The sequence below is a fragment of the Pseudoalteromonas piscicida genome, from assembly GCF_002208135.1.
GTDB lineage: Bacteria > Pseudomonadota > Gammaproteobacteria > Enterobacterales > Alteromonadaceae > Pseudoalteromonas > Pseudoalteromonas piscicida_A.
The window spans coordinates 3,177,590-3,195,636 of the sequence record NZ_CP021646.1; the positions used below are offsets into that span (position 1 = coordinate 3,177,590).

10 protein-coding genes, 1 tRNA gene and 1 pseudogene are annotated in these 18,047 nt (G+C 42.2%); 2 read left to right on the forward strand and 10 right to left on the reverse strand.

The annotated features are described in order from the left end of the window. Positions 1-69: 69 nt before the first annotated feature. The 4 genes and pseudogenes from B1L02_RS14755 to B1L02_RS14770 form a co-directional block, all read right to left on the reverse strand. Positions 70-1,014, reverse strand: coding sequence for a Wzz/FepE/Etk N-terminal domain-containing protein (locus B1L02_RS14755; RefSeq protein ID WP_088531638.1), 945 nt, complete (start codon positions 1,012-1,014; stop codon positions 70-72). Next, a pseudogene (locus B1L02_RS14760) lies at positions 1,014-3,670 on the reverse strand (SLBB domain-containing protein). The gene B1L02_RS14755 and the pseudogene B1L02_RS14760 overlap by 1 nt, the downstream one beginning before the upstream one ends. Positions 3,671-3,770: 100 nt before the next feature. Further along, on the reverse strand, positions 3,771-4,562 hold the full coding sequence (locus tag B1L02_RS14765) for a DUF481 domain-containing protein (protein WP_088531639.1): 792 nt from the start codon (positions 4,560-4,562) through the stop codon (positions 3,771-3,773). 14 nt (positions 4,563-4,576) lie between these two features. After that, on the reverse strand, positions 4,577-5,395 hold the full coding sequence (locus B1L02_RS14770; protein ID WP_088531640.1) for a mechanosensitive ion channel family protein: 819 nt from the start codon (positions 5,393-5,395) through the stop codon (positions 4,577-4,579). Positions 5,396-5,596: 201 nt separating this feature from the next. On the opposite strand from B1L02_RS14770, the gene B1L02_RS14775 reads away from it, so the two are divergent. Beyond that, positions 5,597-5,672, forward strand: a tRNA-His gene (locus tag B1L02_RS14775). A 672-nt stretch (positions 5,673-6,344) separates the two neighbouring features. On the opposite strand, the gene nagP is transcribed toward B1L02_RS14775, so the two are convergent. The 5 genes from nagP to secA all read right to left on the reverse strand — a co-directional run bounded on the left by nagP (position 6,345) and on the right by secA (position 16,110). After that, positions 6,345-7,634: an N-acetylglucosamine MFS transporter NagP gene (gene nagP / locus B1L02_RS14780; protein ID WP_410477294.1), complete on the reverse strand. Its 1,290-nt coding sequence runs from the start codon at positions 7,632-7,634 to the stop codon at positions 6,345-6,347. A 199-nt stretch (positions 7,635-7,833) separates the two neighbouring features. Further along, complete coding sequence (locus tag B1L02_RS14790; RefSeq protein WP_088531642.1) at positions 7,834-10,425, reverse strand: family 20 glycosylhydrolase; 2,592 nt, start codon at positions 10,423-10,425, stop codon at positions 7,834-7,836. 327 nt (positions 10,426-10,752) lie between these two features. Continuing rightward, entirely contained in the window at positions 10,753-12,825 is a 2,073-nt protein-coding gene (locus tag B1L02_RS14795; RefSeq protein WP_088531643.1) for a M13 family metallopeptidase, read from the reverse strand. A gap of 116 nt (positions 12,826-12,941) precedes the next feature. Further along, a complete protein-coding gene (gene mutT / locus B1L02_RS14800; RefSeq protein WP_088531644.1) occupies positions 12,942-13,334 on the reverse strand; it encodes an 8-oxo-dGTP diphosphatase MutT in 393 nt (130 codons plus the stop codon). 67 nt (positions 13,335-13,401) lie between these two features. Further along, on the reverse strand, positions 13,402-16,110 hold the full coding sequence (secA, locus tag B1L02_RS14805; RefSeq protein ID WP_088531645.1) for a preprotein translocase subunit SecA: 2,709 nt from the start codon (positions 16,108-16,110) through the stop codon (positions 13,402-13,404). Between the two features lie 482 nt (positions 16,111-16,592). Between secA and B1L02_RS14810 the strand changes: the two genes are divergently transcribed. After that, the gene (locus B1L02_RS14810; RefSeq protein ID WP_174694579.1) at positions 16,593-17,078 is read left to right on the forward strand and encodes a DUF721 domain-containing protein; all 486 of its coding nucleotides are present in this window, start codon (positions 16,593-16,595) and stop codon (positions 17,076-17,078) included. Between the two features lie 44 nt (positions 17,079-17,122). On the opposite strand, the gene lpxC is transcribed toward B1L02_RS14810, so the two are convergent. Then, entirely contained in the window at positions 17,123-18,046 is a 924-nt protein-coding gene (gene lpxC / locus B1L02_RS14815) for a UDP-3-O-acyl-N-acetylglucosamine deacetylase (protein WP_010368639.1), read from the reverse strand. Position 18,047 lies beyond the last annotated feature (1 nt).

Sequence of the window (18,047 nt, forward strand, 5' to 3'; positions counted from 1 at the left end):
TGTAATAGAAATTAAATTTAAACTAAATTGCCAATAACACTAAATAACAACTCTCTACCTTACCCACAACTACTTTCTGAGCACAAAATGTCTAAATAATAACAGAACAAACGCAAGTACACTGCCTAGGAATGTAATACCAAGGCAAATCAATGCACGCTTTGGTCCAGCTTTTTGGATCGGCAGAATGGCAGGGTCAATTGTCTTAAACACATATTGTGACTGTGTTTGCGCTAACATCTTTGTCTGCTCTTGTTGCTCTATCAGCTGGTAAAATATCTTTTGCATATCCGCAACCGATGTTTCAGCTAACGCTTTTTTCAAATACTCAATCTTTACATTGGACTCTGCAACTGCTTCAGCTTTCATGTAATCGTTGATTTCAACAACGATGTTTTCCACCATTTCCTTAGCTAAGTAAGGGGAATAATGAGTCATTGCAATAGTAATTAGTCCCTTTTCTTTTTCTTCTATCACAGCTAAATTTTGTGCTCTGATATGTTCATATACTTCTTGGATCCCTGGCTCTGGCTTAAAAGGTGCAGCAACATCTCTGAGCCAAATACCAGTCTCCTTATCATAAACCTCAGCGTTATATACTAGCTGATTACTGCCCAGATCCCATCCCTTGGTGGCCATAAGTTTTGGCTTTAGCTCATATTTCTCAACGAAGTTATTTAAAAATGAGCGACTTTGCATTACTTGAAGCGCAAGAGCTGATTTATCGCCCTTTCCTCCACCTAAGTTCACCCCTGCCATTGCAGCTAAGCCGCCAAACTCCGATTTCAAATTTGATAGCATGCCGCCTTGAGTATCTTCAACAGGTGAAAGTAATACTGTCGCTTTATAAGTATTCGGTAGAGAAAGTGCAAAAAACACACTGGATACAGCAAATACAGCAGTGATTAATATAATTAGCCACTTTCCCCTCCAAAGCACTGACAAAATTTCAGTCAAATCAACTTCATTTTTTTTAATAATATCAGCTTCAGTCATCTGTTTATTGTTATCCATTAGTTGTTAAGCGTTGCAATTGAAGCCGCAGCTAAGCCAAGCTGATAAATAATCTGTGTCGCTGTACTCCACAGTGTCAAGCTATCAATATGTTGAGCGTCTAGAGGTACAACGATCGTGTCGCCCGGCGCTAGTTGGCCGCCATGGCTGCTGACAGCAAACCATGATCCTGAACTTGGTAATTCAACAGAACCATTGGCTTTTATGATGTAAATACGCTCGTCATCCGCTTTTTGCTTTAATCCACCGCTAGCTTTAATGTAGTCATCAACAGACTTGGATGAATCGAATAAGTGCGTTGCAGCCAGATTAACCTCACCAATGACACTAACCGAGTCTTGTATCGCTGGGATATATAACGCATCGCCATCTTCTAACTGCAAAGATTGAGTTGAACGTTTATCGAGATCAATAACCAGACGTCCCAAGGCCTCAACCTTCGATAAATCCTTTAATATTTGATCCATATCTTCGTATGGCATTGAAGTATTAGCAGTCGCACTTTTTTGGAAAGTATTAGTAATGATATCGCGTCTTAGCTCTTGTGTTAGGCGTTGAATTTGCGAAGTTTCTTTACGCTTGATAGATTCACGCGTAAAAATTGCTGCTTCTTTATGTGCAAATTGATTAAAACCGCCAACTCTTTCAAGCAGGCTATCAAGTGTCTCACCACGCTTAATAGTGTACGTCCCTGGAAATTTAACCTCACCAACAACCTTAACTTGCAGTCTTTCTTGCCAATTAGGTCTTGGGAAAATGTTAACAGTATCTTTGCTTGTCAGTATTTGAGTTGGATTTGTCAACTCGTTCAAACCATTAAACTGGATATGTTCAACCTGTTTACCACCATTATAAACAACACGAGTTAACTCAACCTGTTCCAGATACGCAGCTTCAAGAAAGCCACCGCCAGCTTGCACCGCTTTTTGGAAATCTGCATTTTCAGATAATGGATAAACACCAGGAAACTTAACTTGACCGTTTACTGCAAATAACTTTGCAGGTTCGCTAGGTGTAGCCTGCCTCTGTAGCTTAGCGACAATTGGCGCAAGTAGCTTTTGACGACTAAATACCGCATAGTCTTCTTCTTCTACGTCTTCAGGCTCTTGAAAAAGTGCATCAATACTTGTGATTAATTTAACTTCTTCCTCAAGCTCAAATAGTTCATCTTCTTTCAAGCCAATATATTTTAAGAACTCATCACGCTCAAATTGCTCCCATAGCTTCACGTTTTCACGTAGTTTTAGTTGCTCTTTGTTATACGCTAGATCTTCTAATAACTGTTCTTCTTCTTCTTTAAGCTGGTAGCGGCTAAATACAACGATTGTATCGTTAGATGCGAGCTCTATATCCCCGCTTTACCGTTAAAAATATCTTGTAAAGAAAACTGGTGGATCTCTATGTCACCTTCAAAATTCACTTCACGAATAATCAATGAGTAGCCAAAATCTGCAATGGATAGCAAATCTTCGCGTGGTGCACTAAAGATATCTTTGAGTGTCTTGCCCTGATGCCATTCATAATGACCAGGACTGGTTACCGCACCAACTACAGTTACCGTATTTTGGAAACGAGTTGAAGCAGCATTGACCGAAATCTCATCACCGTTTTGGGGTTTGTAGCTAGTGTTTTCAGTAAAGTTGTAGTTTAGGGTAATACGCCTTCCATCACCGTTGTAGCGTGAGACAACCACTTTCGATTTGTTTGCATTTGCTTTGAAGCCTCCGGACATAGCCATCACACTATCAAGCGAGTCCGACTCTTTAAGCTCAAAGATTGCTTGACGGTTAACTTCACCTTTTACTTTTATTTTCTTGGCTGCTGGCGGAATAAATACAACATCGCCTGGCTTTAACACTACATCATCAGAGCTATCACCAAATAGCAATAAGTCATAGAGATCGAAAGTAGTAACTAGCTTACCTGCTCTTTTGACTTGGATTTTTCTAAGTGAACCATTATCACTAACGCCGCCAGAAACAAACAGAGCATGTGTGACGGTGGCAAGAGGAGACACTGTATAACTACCCGGTCTATAAGCTTCACCCACCACCATAATACGCATCGGGTTCAGTTCACCCATCGAGACGAAAGCTTGAACACCGATCATTTCCTCAGAGATTTTTTTCGAGATCAGTGCTTTTAATTCCTTGAACGATAAACCAATTACGTGAATTGGACTTAGGTTAGGAATGGCGAGACGTCCTTCACGATCGATTTGTACTTCATGCTCTTCATTGGTTTTACCATACAGGTTGATTTTTACCGTATCTCCAATCCCAAGCAAATAGGTATCAGGGATTGCAGCCAACTCTGAAGGCATAAAAGTTGTCGGTTCTCCTGCGAATAGCTCATAACCAAAAGGTTTAAGTTCTTCTAACTTTGGTTTGAACTTATCCTCCTCTTCTTCCTCTTCCAGCAACCCTTTTTTGTCACGAGGTAAAATCGAAGATTCCTTCTCTTCGTTCTTTTTATCACCTTTGTTGTTACTATCTAACGCACTTACATCGAAACCGTAACGTTTTGCTAAGGCTTCTTGTTGTGCTTTGGGGAGCTTTTTGAACTGCTCTATTTGCTGTTTACTTGGAGTGATTGCCAGTGATTGATGTGACGTCAATATGAGCATTGAGAGGAGTAATAGTCTGAGGAACTTCACGTAAATCTCTTCCATTGTGGATTTTTGTTAAACTTCAGGCATTCTACCGAAGTTTGGAAGAATTAAAAGGGCACTGAGGTGCCCTTTGACAAGATACTTGTTAGAAACTGTAAACCAAAGTAAGTGAAGTTTCTGTGTCAGTATTTTCTTTATCGTCTGCTACGTCTGAGTTGTGGATGATGTTATATGCCACTTTCATTTGAAGCGAACCATTGATTTTGGTTAATAGCGCCGTTTCAGAGGTTGTTTTGGTGTTTGTGTCACCGTATTCAATCGCGACTAGCTGTGTAAAGCGTGCGTTTTCTGAGATCTGCCATTGATAATCTAGTTTACCAACACCAATGAACTCACTTTCAGAAGTACCAGCAAGTAGTTCGCCATCATCGTCAAGTTCAGTGCTATCGTCTTGGTGCTCAAATCGTTTCACACCGGGACCAATTTCTGCATTAAGATACATGTCGTCGTTTTCGAATAAACGTTGACCATAACCCACAGAGATAACCGCTTCACTGCGGTAGGCACCAAAGTAATCCGATACATAAGAGCCAAATACGAATAAATGGCTATTATCTTCATTTAACTTGTAGTTGCCTTGAACTGAAGCAGAGTATTTTTCGTTAGTACGAGACGTAACATCTACGCCAGCATCGTTTTCACGAGTGTCTTCTTTGTAGAAGCCATCTAACTTGTACTCATTGTTCCAGTTAGTTAGGTTGTGCTTAGCTTTGATCCCGCCTTTAAGCGTCGTAGTTTCAGTATTACCACTGGTGATAATCGCACCTACTTCACTGGTCACATCCCAAACTTTCTGTGGCTTCTTAGCTTTGCCTTCTGCCGCTGCATTAGCGCTCGCAGCAACAAGAATACAACAGGTTAAAACCTTTAATTTCATTTCTAACTAACCTTTTACTGATCTTTATGTAGGTGAACATCCATTTGCGGGAATGGAATGGTGATATTCGCTTCGTCTAGCGCAATTTTAATATTTTCCACAAGTGTGAAATACGTTGGCCAGTACTCTTCTGTTTTAACCCAAGGGCGAACAACAAAGTTAACACTTGAGTCTGCAAGCTCTAGTACCGCAACGGTATAAGCAGGCTCTTTCAAAATACGTGACTCGTTATCTAATACCGACTTCAATACTGCCTTTGCTTCTCTTAGGTCAGCATCATAGCCAACACCAATAACAAGGTCGATACGACGTGTTTTTTCACGGGAGTAGTTGACAATCGCACCTGACATAATTGAAGAGTTAGGCATCACAATTACTTTGTTATCAGGTGTACGAAGCTCAGTAGAGAAGATTTCTATCTTTTGTACGCTACCAGCCCTACCGCCCGCTTCAATATAGTCACCTGACTTGAACGGACGTAGCATAATAATAAGTACGCCAGAGGCAAAATTAGAAAGTGAACCTTGCAGCGCAAGACCAACAGCTAAACCAGCAGCACCTAAAATCGCAATAAATGAGGTGGTTTCGATACCTACCTGAGATAATGCCATTAGTAATGTCGCAGCAAACACAATCGCATAAGCAATATTGGCAACAAATGAGCCTACCGCTTTATCTACTTTGCGTTTACCAAATGCTTTTTCAGTGAGATCAGCACTGAGCTTAGCTAGCTTTAAGCCAACGAAGAAAATTATTAGTGCTATAACGCCTTGAAGCACATAGTGTAAGATTAAATCTGAGTTCTCATTAACCCATTTCCAAACAGCTTCCATACTCATCCCCCTTTTTATATTAAGCAGTTATTTATCATTAGATCGGCTGAATCATACATAGGATATATGAATATTTGCTGTATGCGGAAATAATCTCCAAAAAAAAACTTTTATTAAGTTTTTTCGATATTTCCCTTTGCATTTGCAAAAAACTTATGTATTATGCGCGCCACACCAGACAAGGTGTTCAAGTCTTTTATGGCGGCTGTAGCTCAGTTGGTAGAGCCCTGGATTGTGATTCCGGTTGTCGTGGGTTCAAGTCCCATCAGTCGCCCCACTCTTTCTATAAATTCATTCCCATTTTATATTTTTACGCACATAGCACTCCTACATAATAAACACCAAGTAGCAGCGATTTTATATCGCGACTAAGAATAAAACCCTCGCTACATAAAGTAGCTCCGACACGACCAACACCAAACAACAAGCACCAGACATCGGCGTAGCAGGGATTTTATATCGCGACTTAAGAATGAAACCCTCGCTACCTAAAGTAGCTCCTACACGACAAACACCAGATATCAGAGTAGCAGCGATTTTATATCGCGACTAAGAATGAAAACATCGCTACATAAAGTAGCTCCTACACGACAAACACCAGATATCAGAGTAGCAGCGATTTTACATCGCGACTTAAGAATGAAAACCTCGCTACATAAAGTAGCTCCTACACGACAAACACCAAATAACAAGCACCAGATATCTGCGTAGCAGTGATTTTACATCGCGACTTAAGAATGAAAACATCGCTACATAAAGTAGCTCCTTCACGACAAACACCAAGCACCAAACATCTGCGTAGCAGCGATTTTATATCGCGAAGAAGATCTCAGCATTAAGCCGGTTTTGCAGGTAAGGGAGTCATTTGGGCATAAAAAATGCCACCTTATTCAGGTGGCATCACACACGGGATTATTTCTACATACATAGAAATTCTTTACATTTATCTTTACGCTTTCTTTTTGATCTTATGACCCTTCACAGCGTAGAAGATAATAAATAGATAGCAAGGCAACATGACCAAATGTGCTATTTGTTGTGACTCTACGGTTCCAGAAGTTCCTTTAGCCAAGCCTAAGAACACAGGACCGAATGCACCACCAGCAATACCCATAACTAATAAGCCAGAGCCTACACTGGTTAACTTGCCAAGTCCAGATAATGCGAGCGGCCAAATAGCTGGCCACATGATTGCATTGGCTAGACCTAAAATAGCGACCATCAATAGAATATCAGGCAACGCTGATAATCCAAATAGGTTTGAAATGATAAACGAGTCTGGGCTACCAAATGAAATTGCGAGCGTGAGCAGCACACCAAGCACAGCAGATGCCGTTAATGCCCTCTCCTGCGATATTACTCTTGGGATCAATATAATACCCAAGATATAACCCGTAACCATACACGCCATGGTATAAGACGTCATCACACTATATTTTTCAACACCAAGTGCTAATGCAAATGAGCCAATCGTATCACCAGCGATCACTTCAACCGCAACGTACAAAAACAACGCGATCACACCAAGCTTTAAATTCGGATGAGATAGCGCTTCTCTCACTGAACCATGCTCTTCTTCGTCATCTTTTTCTATTTCAGGTAGTGGTGCAAACTTAATACCTAGGGCAAAAATACCGATAAATGCAGCCAAACCTAAATATGGGCCGATAAGACCGTTTGCCATTGCATCAATATCAGCTTGAGTCAGCTCTTTACCAGCCATATCTGTAAAGTTACTTAGTACCAATGCGGTAAATACCAGCGGTGCAACAATACCAGCGCCTTTATTCAAGATACCCATAATACTTACGCGTACAGCTGCAGACTCTTCAGGGCCAATGCGGACTACATAAGGATTTACTGCCGTTTGTAACAATGTTTGACCAATACCCATGGTAAATTGGGCAAACAAAAACAGCGCAAACATTTGTGTTTTCGCAGCAGGGATATATAACAATGCTGCACACATCATCATCGCAATCGCGATGGCCATGCCATTCTTATAACCTACCTTACGGATGACTAAGGCAGAAGGAACAGCGGTAAATGTCACCGCAATATAAAAAGAGAAAAGGATAAAAGAAGATTGGAGTGGAGTTAGTTTTAAGACTTGCTCCAAATATGGCATTAGCGACCCATTCAGCCAAGTCACAAAGCCAAGAATAAAAAACATGGCGGCGACAATTGCCATTGGGATCGCGTTACTTCGTTTTGTTGTATTCGACACGGTAGCTTCCATAAACATTACTCATCGTTTATTGTTTGTATGGCTTTTTGCCTTGTTATTTTTTGCTTTGCTCACTGCTTTCTTTACAAAAATGACAGCGCTGACATTTAACTTTACGTTAAAATCTATTTCATTACCAGTTAGAATTTGAGCAAAATTATCACCAAAAAAGGGCCATTGCCCTTTTTTGCGATAAACTGAATACGGGGGTTTATTTCAACCCTGTGACACGGCTCGTATTTTTATCTCCGGCTCTCGTTCTCAACAATACCTTACTTTCATCTGAGATACTCATCTGATCAGTATAAGGCTGCCAAGATTCACCATTGTCTAAGCTCACTTCAATTGCAAGATAAGGGAAAGCACTATTCGCTTCAAGTTTACCCAGCACCACTTTGGCACCAGGAACCGGAAGGTTTGGCTTAATGCCATCGTTTTGCAACTTTGCAATCTCTTTTAAAGACAGGGCTGCTGCGAAGGTTGAGAAGTCCTTGTTTAGCTCTTTTTGGTTAATACGGCGTCCCTCCCAATCCGCTTTATGCCAAGCGCGCTCCGCAAGCGAAAGCAAACGAGGGAAAATTAGGCGTAATACTTGGTCTTCCGAGCGAATGGTCTCACTCCATATTTGCCCTTGCATACCAAGGATATTTTGCGGTCTTTTAAGCGCAGGTAACTCTCGACCAACTAAGGCTTCTAGATTCACGATAGGCTCACGGTTTCGCGTGAAGTCCGCATTTGCATAAATATTATCTGGCATATACGAAAATGCTTTTTTCGTATCTGTGTAACGAGTTGCCCAATAATAGCCGCGCTCTTCAGGGTGGGCTTCGTAAGGGTGATCAAAGTACAAATGTGTACCGTGAGACAAAATAACTTGGTAATTGTTGTTTGCAAAACGATGGGCTCTGTCTGCTACTCCCCATTCCCAAATGTTATCCCATGTATTCACTAAGAACTGTGGGTTTGGAAACTCATCACGTTTAAAGGTCGTCGTAGTGTTGTACATTAAACCATCTTCCCAAGCGGCTGGGGTGATCCCACGCTTAGCAAGCAGCTTTGCAACTTTTTGAGTAAAGTATGGTTTTAAATCATTGGGTCCAGCCACTCCGTTGTCGGCTACCGCAAATAAATCATTACATGCCGGTGATTCAGTCCACGAGCCCTTTCCAACTTCATCTCCACCAAAATGGACTGTCGTTAGCATAGTACCAGCGTCACGATACATTTCCTGCAGCTCATATACCACCTTCTCCATAAAGGCATAGCTTGAGTCCAAGCAAACATTAATAGAGTTATCAGTATAGAGTTGCACGGTTAGATACTTTGAAGTGTCATCAATATCGTTCAGAAGATAAGCTTTGGCCTCTTGCTCTCTACCTGCTTCCATCAATTTGTGATAACGCGCTTCCATGGACTTAATAGCAGCACGAGCATGCCCAGGGCTTTCAATTTCTGGAATGATCTCGATATGACGTGCGGTGGCAAATTTAAGTAACTCGACAAAGTCCTCTCGAGAAAGGTAACCATTCCCACTTCCTGTTTTGAAAGGACCTGTGCCCAGCTGAGTCAGTAAGCACTCACGTTCTTCTAAATCAAAACAACGGAATGCGCCGACTTCCGTTAGTTCAGGAAGCCCAGGGATCTCCAAGCGCCAACCTTCATCATCTGAAAAGTGCCAATGGAACTTATTTAACTTATAACGCGCCATCTGTTCAATTAATTTAAATAGCGCATCTTTACCATGATAGTTACGAGCATTGTCGTAATGCATGCCACGCCAACTAAAGCGCGGCGAGTCTTTAATTTCTAAGTGAGACAAGGTAATTTCATTTTTGCTATCGGCAGGAAATAGTGCAAGCAAGCTTTGAATACCGTAAAACACACCCGCGTTATCAATACCGGTGATTTCAATCACATCATCATCAATATCTAACGTGTATGACCCAGGTTGACTATAGTCATAATCTCGCCCTAGACTTTTCGCAACCTTGAGGCGGATCGTCGGGATATTCCCTTCAGGCACATGATTAGCTTCAGCTTTTAAATCCAATCCATATTCTGATAAGTCTTCTTGAAACACGGCGACTTCTGACTTCAAACGTCCTGCAAAGCGGATCTGCCAGTTTTTGTTTAGTGTAATTTCGCCACGATTAAAGTCGATATACTCAGGCTTTGGAATGATACGTCTTAGCGCATCTTCTTTTGAGACAGAAACATTGCTTTGATTACGTTCGAAACGCAGCGCTGCGTTCGCTATCTGCGTGTAATCGGTGGGTGTATTGTATCTTTTCAGTTGGTTCTCACGCTCGAATGGTGCAACGAACTGCGTCATGTCTTCTGTATCAGTATTTGCAAAAATGACTGGCTTATTTTTACCAGACACAATAAAGGCACGCGGCATAAAATCGCTGTATGCAGCAACCCAAGCCGAACCATCAAAAGCCAACTTGAGCTTTTCACCCGCTTTTAAGCCGGCAAACGAATCGGTAGGGGTTATACGATGAAGGTCGCCATTAATATGCTCAAAGCGCAGACCTTCAGCAGTTTCGGTTGAGATGTGACGAACTGAGTGCAAATAGATTTGCCAATCACTTTGTCCTTTTGGTAGATCAACTTTTGAATTGTTAGTCAGTGTAATGGAGCCGCTAAAGCCTCCGGCACCATTGCTGAAGTTATTTTCTACCGCAAATTCAAAATGCGTGTCACTTGCAAATTGCGTCAATTGCTGCTGCGTGAATGATGCTTGTGTATAGAATGAGCATCCAGCAATTATCGCCCCAAGCAAAGTCGTTTTTATTCTCATCTTTTGCTCCCAGTCTTCATGTTCAATTTAGAAATGAACATCATTTAATCACTTATTATTCCTAAACATCATATAAAAGTTAAAATGACAGCGCTATCATTATTTTTTCATATCCTTGTGTTAGGCAAAATGAAGCTACTCTGATTCGGCTGTAAATACCATCAAATAGCGATGAACTTGACTTTGGAAATGGCTAGTGTGTGCGGTAAGTGCTGAAGTAGATGTGATATCTTGCTAGGAGTTCAATAAGTTGTAATTGGGTGTCGTAAAAAGCGGCGGATTTACTGAAAGAGCACAATAAAACCGCCACGAATTCAAAATGTGAAATTACCAGATTTTCACTCTATCTTCTGGCTTAAGATACATTTTATCGCCTTCTTTCACATCAAATGCCTTGTAGAACTCAGGCATATTTGGCAGCACACCAATCACTCGATAATGACTTGGTGAATGCGGATCTGTCATCAGACGATTACGCAGCTCTTCATCGCGGTATTTACGACGCCAAATTTGTGACCAGCCCATAAAGAAGCGCTGCTCCCCAGTATAACCGTCAATAACTGGCGCCTTCTTATCACCTAGTGAAATTTGGTACGCTTTATAAGCGACAGTTAGACCGCCTAAATCACCAATGTTTTCACCTAGTGTAAGTTGACCGTTTACGCCGGCATCTTCAAATGGTTTGAAGCCATTAAATTGCTCAACCAGTTTTTGGCTACGCGCTTCGAATTGTGCAAGGTCAGACTCACTCCACCAATTACGTAGGTTACCATCACCGTCATACTTCGCACCTTGGTCGTCAAAGCCGTGGCCTAACTCGTGACCGATAACCGCACCGATTGCACCGTAGTTGACAGCATCATCCGCTTCGAGGTTAAAAAATGGTGGTTGTAAAATCGCAGCTGGGAATACAATCTCGTTATTCACTGGATTGTAATATGCATTCACCGTTTGCGGTGTCATAAACCACTCGCCACGGTCGACTGGTTTACCCAGCTTGTCGATCATTTCCTGATTAGCAAATTGGCTATAGCGTACATAGTTACCAACTAGATCATCAGGATTGATCTCAAGCGCTGAATAGTCTTTCCATTTGTCAGGGTAACCAATCTTAGGCGTAAACTTATTGAGCTTATCTTTTGCCGCTACTTTAGTTTCAGCACTCATCCACTCAAGACCATCAATCGCTTGATCAAATCCTTTAATAAGATTGGCAACCAACTCTTCCATTCTTGCCTTAGCTTCTGGTGGGAAATACGACTTAACGTATATCTTGCCTAGCATTTCACCAAGTACCGAATTACTTGCATCTACTGCTTTTTTCCACGTTGGCGCTTGTTCCTCTACACCCGTCAATGTTTTACCAAAGAACCCAAATTTAAGGTCAACTACATCTTTACTTAGTAGCTCTGCGTAGTCATTGGTAAAGTGGAATGTTAAGTAGTCTTGCCATGTCTCTAGCTTTGAATCTGCAATGATTTTTGACAGCGCCTCAAAGAAACTTGGCTGGCTTACGATAAGTGAATCCGTTTTAATACCAAGTGCGCTTAAAAACGCTGATGTATCAAAGTCTGGCATTAATTGATTAAATGCATCATTGCTTAGCTTGTTATAGGTTTTAGTCGCATCGCGGCTTTCAACGCGTGTCCATTGCGCTTCGGCAATTTGCCTCTCTAATGCAACAATATTCAGTGCAGCTTGACCTGGATTTTTATGACCAGCCTTTGCTAACAACTGTTCGATGTAAAGCTGGTACTGTTCACGAATTTTACTGAATTTTTCTTCATCTTTCAGGTAGTAATCACGGTCAGGTAAGCCAAGCCCTGACTGGAACATGTAAAGTGCATTTTCGCTTGAATTCTTAGCATCATTATTAACGTACCAACCAAACGGTGTACTTGCACCCGTTAAACGCATTTTAGCAAAGATAGTTGGTAGCTCTGACTTATTCTTCAGGTCTTGAATTTCTTTCAGATAAGGCTTAACCGGGTTTAAGCCCAGCTCGTTCCTAGCACCTTCATCCATATAGCTTTGATAAAACGCACCCAGCTTCTGTTCATCGCTACCCGCTTTAGCTGATGTGTTGTTTGCAGCATCTTCAAGTACTTTACGTAGTGCTTTTTGCGACTCATCATAAAGCTGTGAGAAAGAACCATAATTTGACTTATCAGCAGGGATTTTGGTTTTTTCTAACCAGTGACCATTCACATGATAATAGAAGTCATCTTGTGGGCGCACTGATTTATCAATATTTTCCAATTCGATACCAGAATTCAAAGCCGCCTTTTGTGCTTCGGCTTGTTCCGCTGGTTTTTGTTGTTGTGTTTGCGGTTGTTCACTACAACCAATCAATCCCAATGCGAGTGCAACGCTCGCAGCAGTCAGTGATAGTTTCTTCATTTTTGTTCCCCTGATAGAATTTCGCATGTAAGCGATCATTCACTAGTCTACCGATGCACATAGTGAATGACTATGACTCTGAGTGCTGAATTTAGTAACAAAGTTTGTCACTGATATTAGCGAGTTTGCAATAGTTCCACGATTGCCTTGTTGGCTTCAGGAAACGCGAGCTCGTGCAACTGCTCAACTGCAACCCATTTAGAAGGCTGTCCTTCTGCGCCATGAGCTTCACCGGAAAAGTCCTCAACATGATGAATGTATAAGCATACGGCTTTATCAGCATAATCATGCTCAATGCGCATTAGCTCAGATGAACGATAGATCTCAATGCCAACCTCTTCTTGTAACTCACGCTTCAATGCCGAAAAGACATCTTCACCCGCTTCCATTTTCCCGCCAGGGAATTCCCAAAGTCCACCTTGATGTTGCTCTTCACCTCTTAAGCAGACAAAGATTTGCTGATTTTTTTCAATCACACCAACAGCGACTTCAACACGTTTTTTTTGCATCATTTTCTCCATAAAAAAAGCGACTTAGCGTCGCTTTTTATACAAATTTAGATTTAGATTTAGACAATTATTTTAGTTTGCCGCAACACTGCTTAAACTTCTTACCTGATTGGCAAGGACATGGCTCATTGCGACCAACTTTTGGCTCTGTGCGCTCAGCAACAACCGCCCCCTCAGGCGTTTCACCGCCCACGCGCTCAACTTCTTCGTGTTGATATTCACGCGGTGCTTGCTCACTCTTTCGATGTTGTTCTTCAACCTTCTCAACATCTTCCTCAGCACGAACCTGAACTTTACTTAGTACGCCAACAACGTCAATCTTCAAGTTTTCAAGCATTTGTGAGAATAACTCAAACGACTCACGCTTATATTCTTGCTTCGGATTCTTCTGCGCATAGCCACGTAGATGAATACCTTGGCGAAGATGATCCATTGCTGCTAAGTGATCTTTCCAATGCTGATCTAGGCTTTGTAGCATAACTGCCTTTTCGAAGTGACGTAGCACATCTGGGCCTACCATCTCTTCTTTTTGCTTGTACGCCTTGTCTACGTCTTCTACGATACGATCGCGTAGCATTTCTTCATACAACTTGCTGTCTTCTTCAAGCCATTTTGCAATCGGAAGCTCAACATGGAAATCATTTTTCAAGCGCTCTTCAAGTGCTGGAATATCCCACATTTCCGCTAGGCTCTGTGGTGGAATATACTGATCGATGGTCGCATTCAGTACGTCTTCACGAATAGCCGTGATCGTCTCTGAGATATCACCTTCTTCAAGTAGTTCGTTACGTTGTTCGTAAACCACTTTACGTTGATCGTTAGCAACATCATCGTATTCAAGTAATTGTTTACGAATATCAAAGTTACGCGCTTCCACTTTACGCTGTGCGTTTTCAATGGCACGGTTAACCCATGGGTGTTCAATGGCTTCACCACGTTGCATACCTAGTTTGCGCATCATGTTAGTCATACGCTCACCTGCGAAGATACGCATCAATGCGTCATCCATCGATAGGTAGAAACGGCTTGAACCGGCATCACCTTGACGACCTGCACGACCACGCAACTGGTTGTCGATACGGCGAGATTCGTGACGCTCAGTTCCAATAATATGTAAACCACCAGAAGCCAGTACTGCATCATGACGCTCTTTCCAAGCGGCTTTAATTTCTGCTACTTGCTCTTCTGATGGGTTTTCTAATTTTTCAACATCCGACTGCCAGCTGCCACCCAGTACGATATCCGTACCACGACCAGCCATATTCGTCGCAATCGTCACTTTTCCCGGTAGACCCGCATCCGCGATAATATCTGCTTCTTGCGCGTGGAATTTAGCATTCAGTACGTTATGCTCAATTTTTTCTTTGCGAAGGAAGTGAGAAAGATACTCAGAACTTTCGATAGATACCGTACCCACCAATACAGGCTGACCACGTTCTTGGCAAGAGCGAATGTCTTCAAGAATGGCTTCAAACTTCTCTTCTTGCGTCAAATATACAAGATCTGCACGGTCATCGCGAACCATAGGTTTATTGGTTGGGATAACTACGGTATCTAGGCCATAGATTGACTGGAACTCGAACGCTTCAGTGTCTGCTGTACCTGTCATACCTGCAAGCTTGTTGTACAAGCGGAAATAATTCTGGAACGTGATTGAAGCCAAGGTTTGGTTTTCGTTCTGAATACGAACCCCTTCCTTCGCCTCAACGGCTTGGTGAAGACCCTCAGACCAACGACGTCCTTCCATCGTACGGCCAGTGTGCTCGTCAACGATGATAACTTCGTTATCTTTTACAACGTAATCAACGTCTTTTTGATATAGCTTGTGAGCACGAAGTGCTGCGTAAACATGGCTAAGTAGTGAAATATTACCTGCCGAGTAAAGAGAATCCCCCTCTTCAATCAGACCACGTTCGGTCAGTAATTCTTCAACTTTGATTTGACCACGTTCGGTAAGGTGAACTTGTTTACCTTTTTCATCAATCGTGAAGTCACCATCGCCTTCAACGCCTTCTTCGTCCTCTTTTTCTTGTTGCACAAGATCAGGCACAATTTTATTGATTTCGGCATAAAGCTCAGAGCTATCTTCAGCAGGACCAGAAATAATAAGTGGTGTACGCGCTTCATCAATTAGGATCGAATCCACCTCATCCACAACAGCATAGTTAAGTGGACGTTGCACACGTTCTTCAACACTAAACGCCATATTATCGCGTAGGTAGTCAAAGCCGAATTCGTTATTGGTGCCGTAAGTGATATCGGCGGCATACGCTTGCTTTTTCTGCTGTGGCATCATGCCTGGCACGTTACAACCAACAGTAAGACCTAGAAATTCAAAGAGTGGACGGTTTGTCTCAGCATCACGTTTAGCTAAGTAGTCGTTGACGGTAATAACGTGCACACCTTTACCTGAAACCGCATTTAAATACGCAGGTAATGTTGCTGTTAGTGTTTTACCTTCACCCGTTCTCATTTCTGAAATACGGCCTTGGTGCAGCACCATACCACCAATCATTTGTACATCGAAATGACGCATTCCAAATACGCGCTTAGATGCTTCACGCACCGTAGCGAACGCCTCTGGTAATAAATCATCTAGCGTTGAACCTTGCTCAATACGCTGTTTAAATTCAGCCGTTTTTGCTTTTAGTTCCTCATCGCTTAATTTGCCGTATTGTTCTTCTAACGCATTGATTAAAGCGACTGTTTTTCTTAGGTTTTTGATGGTGCGATCATTACGACTACCAAAAATTTTGGTAAAAATATTAGCTAACATGTTTAAACCGTTTCACTCTGTGTATTGGCTGACCCACACCTCTAAACTAAAGTTATTAAGACTGGGTCGCGCTTGTCCTGTTGGCGACAAAAGCGTTCCTAAATTACGGTTTTCATTTTGCCAATTTAGGAGTGAGCATTTTGTATCTTGCCGAGTTAAAATTATGCCCTATCATACCAGACTCTTTGTTTCTGCAAACCTTATTGGGTAAATAATACCTAGTTCAATTGCAAGAAACCTTTACTGTTAGGCGTAAGCGTACCGTTGCAAGTGATAAAGTTTAGTTGACACCTAGCTCGGCTCATCTATTCGAGCATAGAGCTAAGCGCTTTCGACAACAAATGTTGGTACTTTTGGATTTCTCAAAAATTTGTCTCTGATATACTTAGTAGACTGAGAAACCACCAGTACGGAGTAACTTGACTCCGTATTATCCCGATATGGCGGTTATTTTTTATTTTTCAACCTTGGGAAGTAAGTCATTGACTAAAAATCGCTACAATCCAAAACCACTTGATGAAGTGATGGGTGGATGGTCAGATAAACTCAATCAGTATGGCCAAAAAAGTGCTCAAGCGGCACAATTACAGAGCTGTCTGGAAGAGACACTCGGGGCAATTTTGAGTAAAAAGTGCCGCGTAGCCCACTATCGAGATGGCACACTGACGATAGAAGCAGCCTCCGCTACGCTTGCTACTCGGTTAAACTTTATGAAAATGGATATTCTCAGTGCATTTAGAAAAGTTGGGTTGCACGATTGTGCACTAGTGAAAATCACCACCAACCCAGAAGCTCAGCAGCGCCTCACCAACAAGGTAGAATCCCAATCATCGACCTATCAAGCGAATAGAAGTATGAGCCAAGCCACTGGCGAGCATTTGCTTGCGCTGGCGCAATCCGCGCCACCGTCGCTCAAGGCAAAACTAGAAAAACTCGCTAAACACGCAAACACCGCGCAAAAAAAATGACGCCGTAGCGTCATTTTTTATCAAATTGTATTAGCCTGAAGGAGTTATGCCGTTGCGGTATTGATACCCGCTTCCATTCCTGGTGCTGGCATACTGACTGGCTCTTCGAATGTTGCCCATTCCCATGCTGACTCAGTTGCCATGATTTCACGAAGCAACATATTGTTTAGGCCGTGGCCCGACTTATAGCATGAAATCTTACCTAAGATGTTGTGACCTGCCATAAACATATCACCAACACAGTCTAAGATTTTGTGTTTAACAAACTCATCCGCATAGCGCAGACCATCTGGGTTTAATACTTTAAACTGGTCTAAAACAACTGCATTGTCCATACTGCCACCTAAGGCTAGATTGTTTGCATGCATGTATTCGATATCACGCATAAAACCAAAAGTACGCGCACGACTGATTTCTTCAGTAAAGCTTTGAGCGGTAATGTCTAATCCAATACGTTGGCGGCTAGCATTGATCGCAGGGTGATTGAAGTCGATTTCAAAGTCGATGTGGAAACCATCGTAAGGTTCAATTTCAGCCCACTTGTCACCATCTTCAACACGCACTTTTTCTTTGATGCGAATAAAGCGCTTGGCAGCGTTTTGCTCTTCAATACCGCCTTTTTGAATTAAGTAGATGAATGGCAATGCACTGCCATCCATAATAGGCACTTCGGCGCTGTCTAGCTCTACGATAAGATTATCAATCCCAAGCGCAGCTACCGCGGCAATCAAATGCTCGGTAGTAGACAAGCGAACGCCGTCTTTATTTGTTAAACACGTACACAGTTGCGTGTCGCCCACAGCTTCCGGTGTTGTTTCAAAATCAACAACTGGGTCTAGATCAACGCGGCGAAATACAACACCTGTATTCACACCAGCTGGTCGGAGAGTGATCGTGACCTTTTCACCTTTGTGTAAACCTACACCTGTGGCTTTAACGACTTGTGCAATCGTACGTTGTTTAATCATA

What these genes read in the sequence shown, in the direction of transcription:
- lpxC (WP_010368639.1), bottom strand. Translation starts at nt 18,046, where the DNA reads ATGATTAAACAACGTACGATTGCACAAGTCGTTAAAGCCACAGGTGTA.
- secA (WP_088531645.1), bottom strand. Translation starts at nt 16,110, where the DNA reads ATGTTAGCTAATATTTTTACCAAAATTTTTGGTAGTCGTAATGATCGC.
- nagP (WP_410477294.1), bottom strand. Translation starts at nt 7,634, where the DNA reads ATGGAAGCTACCGTGTCGAATACAACAAAACGAAGTAACGCGATCCCA.
- B1L02_RS14795 (WP_088531643.1), bottom strand. Translation starts at nt 12,825, where the DNA reads ATGAAGAAACTATCACTGACTGCTGCGAGCGTTGCACTCGCATTGGGA.
- mutT (WP_088531644.1), bottom strand. Translation starts at nt 13,334, where the DNA reads ATGCAAAAAAAACGTGTTGAAGTCGCTGTTGGTGTGATTGAAAAAAAT.
- B1L02_RS14790 (WP_088531642.1), bottom strand. Translation starts at nt 10,425, where the DNA reads ATGAGAATAAAAACGACTTTGCTTGGGGCGATAATTGCTGGATGCTCA.
- B1L02_RS14770 (WP_088531640.1), bottom strand. Translation starts at nt 5,395, where the DNA reads ATGGAAGCTGTTTGGAAATGGGTTAATGAGAACTCAGATTTAATCTTA.
- B1L02_RS14755 (WP_088531638.1), bottom strand. Translation starts at nt 1,014, where the DNA reads ATGGATAACAATAAACAGATGACTGAAGCTGATATTATTAAAAAAAAT.
- B1L02_RS14765 (WP_088531639.1), bottom strand. Translation starts at nt 4,562, where the DNA reads ATGAAATTAAAGGTTTTAACCTGTTGTATTCTTGTTGCTGCGAGCGCT.